Source organism: Caulobacter sp. GW821-FHT12D05, assembly GCF_058807295.1.
In genome coordinates this window covers 884675-895683 of sequence record NZ_JBXAQO010000002.1, presented here as the reverse complement: position 1 = coordinate 895683, position 11009 = coordinate 884675, and the positions used below count along the sequence as shown (strand labels likewise).

The 11009-nt window shown below is 66.7% G+C and carries 9 protein-coding genes and 1 pseudogene; 9 read left to right on the top strand and 1 reads right to left on the bottom strand.

Features of this window, described 5'->3' with window-relative positions; all coding sequences use genetic code 11:
* Nucleotides 1-85: 85 nt before the first annotated feature.
* A pseudogene (locus AC1RRR_RS11545) lies at nucleotides 86-199 on the bottom strand (hypothetical protein); the annotation flags it as partial.
* A gap of 296 nt (nucleotides 200-495) precedes the next feature.
* On the opposite strand from AC1RRR_RS11545, the gene AC1RRR_RS11540 reads away from it, so the two are divergent.
* The 9 genes from AC1RRR_RS11540 (at nucleotide 496) to flbD (ending at nucleotide 10940) form a co-directional block, all read left to right on the top strand.
* The gene (locus AC1RRR_RS11540; protein WP_492813141.1) at nucleotides 496-2475 is read left to right on the top strand and encodes a flagellar hook-length control protein FliK; all 1980 of its coding nucleotides are present in this window, start codon (nucleotides 496-498) and stop codon (nucleotides 2473-2475) included.
* A gap of 9 nt (nucleotides 2476-2484) precedes the next feature.
* Nucleotides 2485-3219, top strand: a complete 735-nt coding sequence (locus AC1RRR_RS11535; RefSeq protein WP_492813139.1) for a flagellar hook assembly protein FlgD — start codon at nucleotides 2485-2487, stop codon at nucleotides 3217-3219.
* Nucleotides 3220-3355: 136 nt separating this feature from the next.
* The gene (flgE, locus tag AC1RRR_RS11530; protein ID WP_492813137.1) at nucleotides 3356-5134 is read left to right on the top strand and encodes a flagellar hook protein FlgE; all 1779 of its coding nucleotides are present in this window, start codon (nucleotides 3356-3358) and stop codon (nucleotides 5132-5134) included.
* Between the two features lie 169 nt (nucleotides 5135-5303).
* The gene (gene sciP / locus AC1RRR_RS11525; protein WP_099580735.1) at nucleotides 5304-5585 is read left to right on the top strand and encodes a CtrA inhibitor SciP; all 282 of its coding nucleotides are present in this window, start codon (nucleotides 5304-5306) and stop codon (nucleotides 5583-5585) included.
* 270 nt (nucleotides 5586-5855) lie between these two features.
* On the top strand, nucleotides 5856-7517 hold the full coding sequence (fliF, locus tag AC1RRR_RS11520; RefSeq protein ID WP_492813135.1) for a flagellar basal-body MS-ring/collar protein FliF: 1662 nt from the start codon (nucleotides 5856-5858) through the stop codon (nucleotides 7515-7517).
* The gene (gene fliG / locus AC1RRR_RS11515; RefSeq protein WP_492813133.1) at nucleotides 7517-8539 is read left to right on the top strand and encodes a flagellar motor switch protein FliG; all 1023 of its coding nucleotides are present in this window, start codon (nucleotides 7517-7519) and stop codon (nucleotides 8537-8539) included. Before fliF ends, fliG begins: the two co-directional genes overlap by 1 nt.
* A 13-nt stretch (nucleotides 8540-8552) precedes the next feature.
* Entirely contained in the window at nucleotides 8553-9188 is a 636-nt protein-coding gene (locus AC1RRR_RS11510; protein WP_492813131.1) for a FliH/SctL family protein, read from the top strand.
* Between the two features lie 15 nt (nucleotides 9189-9203).
* Nucleotides 9204-9539 carry a flagellar motor switch protein FliN gene (gene fliN / locus AC1RRR_RS11505; protein ID WP_492813129.1) on the top strand — a complete coding sequence of 112 codons (336 nt, stop codon included), beginning with the start codon at nucleotides 9204-9206 and terminating at the stop codon, nucleotides 9537-9539.
* A 27-nt stretch (nucleotides 9540-9566) separates the two neighbouring features.
* Nucleotides 9567-10940, top strand: a complete 1374-nt coding sequence (gene flbD, locus AC1RRR_RS11500) for a sigma-54-dependent transcriptional regulator FlbD (RefSeq protein WP_492813127.1) — start codon at nucleotides 9567-9569, stop codon at nucleotides 10938-10940.
* Nucleotides 10941-11009: the final 69 nt, after the last annotated feature.

Below are 11009 nucleotides of genomic sequence, written 5' to 3'. Positions count from 1 at the left end.
CTTCGAGGGCGGTGCCGCCCTCGAAGCGCGCTTCGAGTACTTTAAGATCGAGCCTGCTCAACGAAGCCGGACGGCGTCCGGCTTCTGCAGGCTCGCGCTCGGCAAACCGCGCAACGCACGACGCGTCATTGCCCGGCGAAACTTGCCGGGTCGCGGTGGGGATCAGTCCCCGTTGATGTGCCAAGCCATTGAAATTCAAGGCGATAAGTTCCGGTGGTCGGAAATTCGACAAGGGACCATGCGCAATTACGGCGCCAACTGCCCGGTCAGACCCCTTGCGACGCGCCGACGCGGCAACTCACGTCCTTCATGACCCGAAGGACTCGGCAAAAAGCGCCGCACGGGGAGCGATTTTGCTTCGTAAACAAGGAATTAAACTCAAGGAAATCATACACTTGAGTGCGTTTTCCCGAGTTGGCCCGACCGTTGCTCAGAGGAAGGCCGAACAAGGCGTGTTCGTCATGGACCGCCGCCCAGCCCGAGCAACGACTGCGAATGACCGCGATCGCCGCACCCACCGCCGCTCTTCCCGCCACGCCGACCCCGGCCGTGAGCGCCAAGTCGTCGAACGACGGCTTCGACGCTCTGCTGGCGATCGCCGGCCGTGACGACGAGACCCCGGCGCCGGTCTCGGCCCCCGCGCCGCGTTTCTCGCGTGCGGAACTCAAGAGCGACGCCCGCGACGATCGCGGCAACGACGTCCGCGACGATCGGCGCGACGATCGCCGTGACGTCAACGATGACCGCCGCGACGTGAAGGCCGACAAGCCGGCTCGCGCCGACTCCAAGAACGACACCCGCGCCGCCGATCGTGCGGACCGCGCCGACCGGGCTGATCGCGCCGACCGCGCCGCCGACAACGCTCAGGACGCCAAGGCCGACGCCGCCAACGCCAAGGCGGACGCCGCTGACGCGAAGGCCGCGGCCAAGGCTGACGCCAAGGCCTCGGACAAGACTGACGCCCCCAAGGACGCCAAGGCCGACGCCGCCGGCGACAAGAGCGACGCCAAGGACGCCACGGTCGAGGTCTCGGACAAGGACGCCGGCCAGGTCGACGCCACGCAAGCCGCCGCCCAGGCCGCCGCCACCCTGATCGCGGCGATGACCGCTCCCGTGCAAGCAACGGTCCAGGCCGAGCCGACCATCGACGCCCAGCCGGTCGTCGACGCCACGGCCGTGACCGCCGATCAGGCCGTGGCCTTCACCGCCGCCGTCGACGCCGCCCAGGCCCAGCCGGTCGCCGCCCAGGCCGCTCAAACCACTGTCGCCCAGCCGGCGCAGGCCCAGGTCCAGACCCAGGCCCAACCGGTCCAGGCTCAAGTTCAGGCTCAGACGGGCGCGACGACCGCCCCGGTCGCCGCCGCGCCGGAAGGCCAGGCCGTCGACGCCGCCGCCCTGGAAGCCCTGGCCCAGCTGTCGACCGAGGACGCCGCTCCGATCGTCGCCGAAGACGCCGCCGCGCCGAAGGTCGCCGACGCCAAGACCGCCGACACGGCCAAGACGACCGAAGCCCCCAAGGCCGCCGTCGCCCCGCAAATCGCTCCGACCCCGGCGCCAGCCGCTCCGGTCGCCGCGCCGGTCATCCAGGCCCAGGTCGTCGCCGAAGAGGCTCCGGCCGCCGCCGCTGACGTCGTCGCGCCGGAAGCCGTCGCCGAGGCCGTTGACGCCGTCGCCGTCGAGACGGTCGCGCCGGAAGCCGCCAAGACCACGACCAAGACCGCCGAGGCTCCCAAGACCGCGCCGACCGTGATGGCCGCCCAGGCCCAGGCCGCCGACGCCGTGGCCGTCGAGACCGCCCAGGCCGTGACCGCCGTCGCGGCGGGCGCCGCTAGCGGCGAAACCAACACCGCCGCCAAGGGCGCGGACGCCAACACCGCGGCGGTCGCCTCGGTCGACGCCCCCGCCTCGGCCTCCGCCGCCAAGGTCGACGCCAACGCCCTGGCCGCGCCGGCTCCGGCCGCCCCGGCCTCGGTCAGCAACACCTCGAGCGCGTCCGCCGCGGCGCCGGTGCGCGGTTCGCCCGAGACGGTCGCGGCCCTGTCGGCCGAGATCATCAAGAAGGCCGGCGACAAGGCCACCCGTTTCGACGTCACCCTGACCCCGGACAACCTGGGCAAGGTCGACGTGCGCATCGAGATCGCCCGCGACGGCTCGATGACCGCCACGATGAAGTTCGACACCCTGCACGCGGCTCAAGAGCTGCGCGGCAAGGCCAACGAACTGCGCCAGGCTCTGAACGACGCCGGCTTCACCGTTTCGGACAACGGCCTGTCGTTCGACGTCTCCAGCCAGAACAACGGCCAGAACGCCAATCCCTTCCTCGCTTTCCAGGACTTCGGCGACCAGGGCCAGCGCGCCTTCTCAGGCCGTGCGTTCCAGTCCGCCCTGACCGGCGAGGAAGACATTCTCATCACCCCCGAACTGCTGCCCGGTCTGAAGACGACCGCCGACAGCGGTCTGGACATCCGGATCTAAGGAAGAGCCATGACCACCGCTGTCTCCTCGCAGAACACCGCTTCGGTTCTCGACAAGATCAACAACTCGCGCACGTCGCTCGCCAACAACGAGGACACGTTCCTGAAGCTGCTGACCACGCAGCTGAAGAACCAGGACCCGCTGTCGCCGACCGATACGACCCAAATGACCCAGCAGATCACGTCGATGACCGGCGTCGAGCAGCAGCTGGTCACCAACGACCTGCTGGCCGCCCTGGTGGGCATGAACACCGGCACGGGCCTGTCGGAAGGCGTCAACATGATCGGCAAGCAGGTCACCGCGACGACCGACAACTCGACCCTCAAGGACAAGAAGGCCACCTTCACCTGGAGCCAGCCGGGCGCCTCGACCTCGCTGACCGTCGAAGTGAAGAACGCCGCCGGCAAGGTGGTCCGCACCCTGAAGCCGGACGACCAGAAGAGCGGCGCCCACTCCCTGACCTGGGACGGCAAGGACGACGCGGGCGTCCAGCTGGAAGACGGCGGCGTCTACACGATCAACGTCATCGCCAAGGGCCCCGACGGCAAGGACCTCAAGGCCACCAACATCAAGGGCCGCACCGAAGGTCTGGTCACGGCGGTCGATAACTCGACCGGCCAGCCGATGGTCATCGTCAACGGCAAATCCATCCCCGTCGACAGCGTCATCGGCATCACCGCCGCCGCCGCCGCCGCCGACAACGATCCCGAGGCAGACAAGGGCGCGGACAAAGAAGCCGCCTGATCTACCTCTCGCAATTCACCTATCGAACGGGCGTCAGAATGACGCCGACGCGGTCCCCGGAAGACGGTCTTCCCTCGGACCCAAACGCAAACAGCGCTGAACCCTTCGAACCCCATTCAGAAGTAGGAATTCAGTCATGAGCATCAACAGCGCCATGCTCGCCGGCGTCTCCGGCCTGATCGCCAATTCGTCGGCCCTGGCCGCGATCTCGGACAACATCGCCAACGTCAACACCGTCGGCTACAAGCGTTCGACCTCGAACTTCTCGACCCTGGTCACTTCGGGCTCGAAGAACCAGACCTACAGCGCCGGCGGCGTGAAGGCCCAGACGCACCAGTTCATCAGCCAGCAGGGCCTGACCCAGTCGACGACGTCGAACCTGGACCTGTCGATCTCGGGCTCGGGCTTCTTCGTCGCCACGGAAAAGCCGGAAGGCCTGACCGCCACCGACACCCGCTCGTTCACCCGCGCCGGCTCGTTCCAGCTGGATAGCCTGGGCTACCTGCGCAACGACGCCGGCCTGTACCTGCAAGGCTGGCTGGCCGATCCGGTCACCGGCGCCATCACGCCCGACCCGTCGGACCTGATGCAGCTGTCGTCGATCAACGTGGGCACCGTCGGCGGCACCGCCGAGAAGACCACCCGCGTCGGCGTCAACGCCAACCTGCGCTCGGAACAGCCCGTCGCCGCCGCCGTCTCGTACAAGGTCGGCACCGCCGGCTCGCCGTCGAAGACGGGCGTGATGGACACCGCCACCCCGCCGGTCAGCCACAACTACGACGTCGTCTACAGCTCGACGGGTAAGGCCAACCCGGTCGGCGGTAACTACGAGTACCAGGTCGACATCAAGGAAAACGGCGTCATCGTCGCCACCGGCATCGTCGGCTACGACTCCACGGGCGCCATCGCCAGCTCGACCCTGGACTACAAGGGCGCCTCGCCGGTGGTCGGCAGCACCTCGACCGTGCGCATCAACGGTACGGACACGGTCGACCTGGCCGATCTGGGCATCATCGGCGGCACGCCGGCCGATGACGCCGACGCCAAGGCCGGCAAGCTGTACGATCCCGCCAGCTGGTCGATGTCGGACTACGCCAAGGACAACACCAAGGGCGTCAAGCCGGACTTCGAGATCCAGATCCCGCTGTCGGACTCCAAGGGCGGCCAGCGCACCGTCACCCTGTCGCTGCTGAAGGCCCCGGGCCCGAACCAGTGGTACGCCGAACTGCGCGCCAAGCCGGGCGACCTGGCGACCAACGGCAATGGCCTGATCAGCTCGGGCATCGTCGAATTCACCACCGACGGCAAGCTGAAGGACACGGGTAACCTGTTCGGCGGCACCAACCCGACCTCGATCTCGATCCAGGCCTCGGGCACGCCGCTGGTGGTCCAGCCGGCCCCGCCGGCCGCCCAGCTGCCGCAGCCGCCGATCTGGGCCGACAGCCTGGGCATCGACACCCAGGACGTCCAGATCGACCTGGCCAGCGCCGCCGGCGGCCTGACCCAGTACAACAGCCAATCGGTCGTCCAGTCGGTCAACACCAACGGTACGGCCTTCGGTAACCTGACCAACATCGAAGTGGACGAAGACGGCTACGTCTCGGCGATCTTCGACAACGGCGTCACCCGCCGGATCGCCCAGGTCGCCGTGGCCACCTTCTCGAACCCGAACGGCCTGAAGGGCGTCAACGGCAACGCTTACCGCGTCACCAATGAAAGCGGCACCTACAGCCTGAAGGCTCCGGGCTCGGGCGGCGCAGGTTCGCTGGCGCCTTCGACCCTGGAAGCTTCGACGGTCGACCTGTCGACCGAGTTCACCGGTCTGATCACTACCCAGCGTGCTTACTCGGCCTCGTCGAAGATCATCACGACGGCCGATCAGATGCTGGAAGAACTTCTGAACATTAAGCGCTGATCATAGGGATTAACGCTCTTTAATTCTTGTGTTTCACATCGAGACACTACGGACTGCTTAAGAGCCATCTGGTTTAGGCCTTTTTTTACTGTTGGAATTAAGCCGCTGTTATTGGGCGGCGCCTATAGTGAGGCCTCAACAGTGATGGTTGTGGGAAAGGCGTAAAGCCATGTTGCAACAGCAGCGCACGAACAGCCGGGGTGAAAAGTACGTCATCGGTCCGACCGGTGCGCCTCTGACTCTCTCCGACTTGCCGCCGCCGGAAACCCAGCGTTGGGTGATCCGTCGTAAAGCCGAGGTCGTGGCCGCCGTCCGCGGGGGTCTGCTCTCGCTCGACGAGGCTTGTGATCGCTACAAGCTGACGAACGATGAGTTCCTCAGCTGGCAGCAGTCGATTGACCGGCACGGTCTGGCGGGCCTGCGGACCACGCGGATCCAGCAGTACCGTTAATACCCAGTAGGGGGTGCGTTAATGTGACCACCCTCCTACCGGCCTGATAATCCCCAAGGCCTTGCGCCAAAAGGGTTTGAAGACGTTCAGCGGCCGCTCCCGAAAGGGGGCGGCCGCGACGTTTTGGCGCCTCGGACGCCCCCTTCTGGACCCAAATATAAACGCCTCGTTTACCTTGTACTGGGTAAATCCTGCCTACCGACCGGCGGTTCTCGTTCGCTTGTCGGTTCCTCCCCTGCGGGAGGGCCGTGGGATCAAGGGTGAGGCTTCGTGGAAAGCTTTCTGGGTTCAATCAAGCAGTTTGGCGTCGGCCGTCTGGCCGCGATGCTGGGCGTTGGCGCCGGCGTCGTCGCGGTCCTGGTGGCCCTCGTCATGTTCATGGGCAAGGAGCCCAGTGAACTGCTGTATTCGAACCTGGACCTGAAAGAGGCCTCCACCGTCACCCAGGCGCTGGACCAGGCCGGCATCAAGTACGAGACCAAGGGCGACGGCTCGACCATCATGGTGCCGCGCGACAAGGTCGCCAGCGCCCGCCTGATGGTCGCCGGCAAGGGCCTGGTGAGCTCCGGCTCGATCGGTTACGAAATTTTCGACGGCAACAACGCGCTGGGTCAGACCGACTTCGTCCAGCAGCTGAACCGTCAACGCGCCCTGCAGGGCGAACTGGAACGCACCATCAAGGCCATGCAGGGCGTCAACAGCGTCCGCGTCCACCTGGTGCTGCCCAAGCGCCAGCTGTTCGAGGAAGACGCCGAGCAACCGTCGGCGGCCGTGACCATCGGCGTCGGCGCTCGCGAGCCCTCGTCGGAAATGGTCCGCGCCATCCAGAACCTGGTCTCGTCGTCGGTCCCGAACATGAAGGCCGAGAAGGTCGCGGTCATCGACCAGCACGGCAAGACCCTGTCGGCCCCGTCGGACGACACCCTGGCCGGCAAGGAAGCCGAAGACCGCCGCACCGAAGCCGAGGCCCGCATCGCCAAGACGGTCAAGGACATGATCGAAGGCGTGCTCGGCCCGGGCAAGGCTCGCGTCAACGTCACCGCCGACATCAACCTGGACCGCGTCACTACGCAAGAAGAGCGCTTCGATCCGGACGGCCAGGTCGTTCGCTCGGAAAGCTCCAACGAGGCGGGCAGCTCCGAGACCAAGAACGACGACAATTCGGGCGTCACCGCGACCTCGAACGTTCCTGGTCAGGGCGGCGCCGGTGGCTTCCAGCCGCTGGGCTCGCGTTCGAACGAGACCGGCACCGTCACCAACTACGAGATCTCCAAGTCCGTGAAGACGACGGTCCAGGAGCCCGGCACGATCAAGAAGGTCGCCGTGGCCGTGGCCATCGACGGGATCACCGCCCCTCCGGGCAAGGACGGCAAGCCGGGCGCCTACACCCCGCGCACCGCCCAGGAGATCGCCCAGATCGAAGAACTGGTGAAGACCGCCGTGGCCTTCGACGCCCAGCGCGGCGACCAGGTCAAGGTCACCAACATCAAGTTCCCGCAGCCCGAGGACCAGGGCCTGGAGAAGCAAGGCCTGCTGGCCGGCTTCGACAAGAACGACATCATGCGCTTCGCCGAACTGGGCATCCTGGGCGTCGTGGCCATGCTGATCCTGCTGTTCGCGGTCCGTCCGTTCATCAAGAACCTGTCGACCCCCGCGCCGGCCCAGATGGCCCTGGCCGGTCCCGGCCAGCCGGTGACCCGCCTGGTCACCCTGTCGGACGGCACCCAGCAGCAGGTCGTGGTCGACCAGTCGGGCGAGCCGATCGCCATCGCCGGCCCCGTCGGCGGCAGCGACATGGACTCGCGCATCGACATCGCCAAGATCGAGGGCCAGGTTAAGGCCTCGTCGATCAAGCGGGTTTCCGAGTTCGTCGAAAAGCACCCCGACGAGTCGGTCGCCATCCTGCGTAACTGGCTGCACGAGTCGAACTGATGGCCATGAAAGCCGCCGTCACCGATATCAAGAACCTTTCGGGGCCGGAAAAGGCCGCGATCGTTCTGCTCGCGCTCGGTGAAGAACACACCAAGATCTGGGAAGCCCTGGACGACGAGGAGATCAAGGAAGTCTCCCAGGCCATGGCCGGCCTCGGCACGATCTCGGCCAGCGTCGTCGAAGATCTGCTGGTCGAATTCGTCTCGGGCATGAGCTCGACCGGCGCGATCATGGGTTCGTACGAACAGACCCAGCGCCTGCTGATGTCGTTCATGCCTCAGGAGAAGGTCGACGCCCTGATGGAAGAGATCCGCGGTCCCGCGGGTCGAACCATGTGGGACAAGCTGGGCAACGTGAACGAAGCCGTTCTCGCCAACTATCTGAAGAACGAATACCCGCAGACCGTCGCCGTCGTGCTGTCCAAGGTGAAGTCCGACCACGCCGCTCGCGTGCTGGCCTGCCTGCCGGAAGACTTCGCCCTGGAATGCGTCACCCGCATGCTGCGGATGGAGCCCGTGCAGCGCGAGATCCTCGACAAGATCGAGATGACCCTGCGTACCGAATTCATGTCGAACCTGGCGCGCACGTCCAAGCGCGACAGCCACGAGATGATGGCCGAGATCTTCAACAACTTCGATCGCCAGACCGAAGCCCGTTTCATCGCCGCCCTGGAAGAGCGCAACCGCGAGGCCGCCGAGCGGATCCGCGCCCTGATGTTCGTCTTCGAAGACCTTTCGAAGCTGGACCCGGGCGGCATCCAGACCCTGCTGCGCGGCACGCCGAAGGAACAGCTGGCCCTGGCCCTGAAGGGCGCCTCGGACAAGCTGCGCGACCTGTTCTTCTCGAACATGTCGGAACGCGCCGCCAAGATCATGCGCGAGGACATGGAGAGCATGGGCCCCGTGCGCCTGAAGGACGTCGACGCCGCGCAGGTGGGCATGGTGCAGGTCGCCAAGGACCTGGCCGCCAAGGGCGAAATCATGCTGGCCGGCAGCGGCGGCGACGACGAGCTGATCTACTGAGGAGGATGGCGACATGATGGACACCCCTCGCAAATTCGGCTTCGACACGGTCTTCGACGACCGCGGCGGCGTCGCCTACACCCCGCCGAAGGTCAAGAAGACCTGGACGGCCGAAGAGGTCGAGGCCGCGCGCCAGCAGGGCTTCCAGGACGGCGAACGGTCGGCCGTGGCCCGCGCCGAGCAGGAAGCCGCCCACGCCCTGAGCGACGTGGCCAACGCCGTGCGCGAAGCCTTCGAGGCCCTGACCCACGTGGCGCACGAGCACCGCGAAGGCTCGGCCATGTTGGCCCTAGCCTGCGCCCGCAAGATCGCCGACGCGGCCCTGCACCATTTCCCCGAGGCCCCGATCGCCGCGGCGCTGGAAGCCCTGGCCCGCGAAGTCGAGGCCCAGCCGCGCATCTTCGTCCGGGTCTCGCCCGAGCTGGAAGAGCGCACCCAGACCGCGCTGGAGCACGTGGCGACCCAGATCGGCTACCAGGGCCAGATCGTCGCCCGCGCCGATGGCGGCATGGCCCCCGCGGCCTTCACTTTTGATTGGGGCGACGGCCGCGCGGCCTTCGACCCGGATGGCGCCGCCCAGCGCGTCACCGAAGCGCTGGAGGCGGCGATCGCCGCCGAAGGCCTCCACGCTGAACCCATGTTCTCTTGAGAAAGCTGACCTGAGATGGCCGAAGACAATCTCCCGCTCGACGAATTCGGAGGCGCGATGCTCGCCTCGGAAATGCCGATCGAGCTCAGCGACAAGACCGCTTCCGACCTGGCGCCCGTCTTTGACGTGCCGGTCAACATCTCGGCCGTGCTGGGCCGCGCCCACATGTCCGTGGCGCAGCTGCTGCAGCTGGGCCAGGGCTCGATCCTGGAGCTGGACCGCAAGGTCGGCGAGGCGATCGACATCTACGTCAACAACCGCCTGGTCGCCCGGGGCGAGGTCGTCGTCGTCGACGAACGCCTGGGCGTGACCATGACGGAAATCATCAAGGACGGCGACCAGCAGGGCTAAGGCCCCGCGGTTGTAAGGAGTTAGAACATGCGGCTTCTCGTCGTCGGAAAACTGAACGGACAGCTCTCGGTCGCCGTGAAAATGGCGATGAACGCGGGCGCCAAGGTCTCGCACGTCGAGTCGACGGAGCAGGCGACCAATGCTCTGAGAGCAGGGCAGGGCGCCGACCTCCTGATGGTCGACTACGCGCTAGACATCGCCAGCCTGATCGCCGCCAACGAGGCCGAGCGGATGCGGGTGCCGGTGGTGGCCTGCGGCGTCGACGCCGATCCGATGCGCGCGGCCGCCGCCATCAAGGCCGGCGCCAAGGAATTCATCCCGCTGCCGCCGGACGCCGAGCTGATCGCCGCCGTCCTGGCCGCCGTCACCGACGACGAAAAGCCGATGGTCGTCCGCGACCCGGCCATGGAACAGGTCCTCAAGCTGGCCGACCAGGTCGCGCCGTCCGAAGCCTCGATCCTGATCACCGGCGAAAGCGGTTCGGGTAAGGAGGTCATGGCCCGCTACGTCCACGGCAAGTCGCGCCGGGCCAAGGCGCCGTTCATCAGCGTCAACTGCGCGGCCATCCCCGAGAACCTGCTGGAAAGCGAGCTGTTCGGCCACGAGAAGGGCGCCTTCACCGGCGCCATGGCCCGCCGCATCGGCAAGTTCGAGGAAGCCGACGGCGGCACGCTGCTGCTGGACGAAATCTCGGAAATGGACGTGCGCCTGCAGGCCAAGTTGCTGCGCGCCATCCAGGAGCGCGAGATCGACCGCGTCGGCGGCTCCAAGCCGGTCAAGGTCAACATCCGCATCCTGGCCACGTCCAACCGCGACCTGGCCCAGTCGGTGAAGGACGGCGTCTTCCGCGAAGACCTGCTGTACCGCCTGAACGTCGTGAACCTGCGCCTGCCGCCGCTGCGCGAGCGTCCGGGCGACGTGCTCAGCCTGTGCGAGTTCTTCGTGAAGAAGTACTCGGCCGCCAACGGCATGCCGGAAAAGCCGATCTCGGCCGAAGCCAAGCGCCGCCTGCTGGCTCATCGCTGGCCGGGCAACGTCCGCGAGCTGGAAAACGCCATGCACCGCGCGGTGCTGCTGTCGACCGGTCCGGAAATCGAGGAATTCGCCATCCGTCTGCCGGATGGCCAACAACTGGCTCCGGCGCCGTCGCCGGACGCTCAAGTCGCCCGTGGCGCCCAGATGGCCGCCGACGCCGTTTCGCGCACTTTCGTGGGATCTACCGTGGCTGAAGTCGAACAGAAGCTGATCATCGACACCCTGGAACACTGCCTGGGCAACCGCACCCACGCGGCCAACATCCTGGGCATCTCGATCCGCACCCTGCGCAACAAGCTCAAGGAATACGGCGACGCCGGCGTCCCCGTTCCGCCGCCGCAAGGTGGCGTCGGCGCAGCCGCCTAGGGTGCGACCACATGGCTCGGCGCCCGCGACACTCCGCGCGGCGCCGAACATGGCTAATTTTGGTTAAGG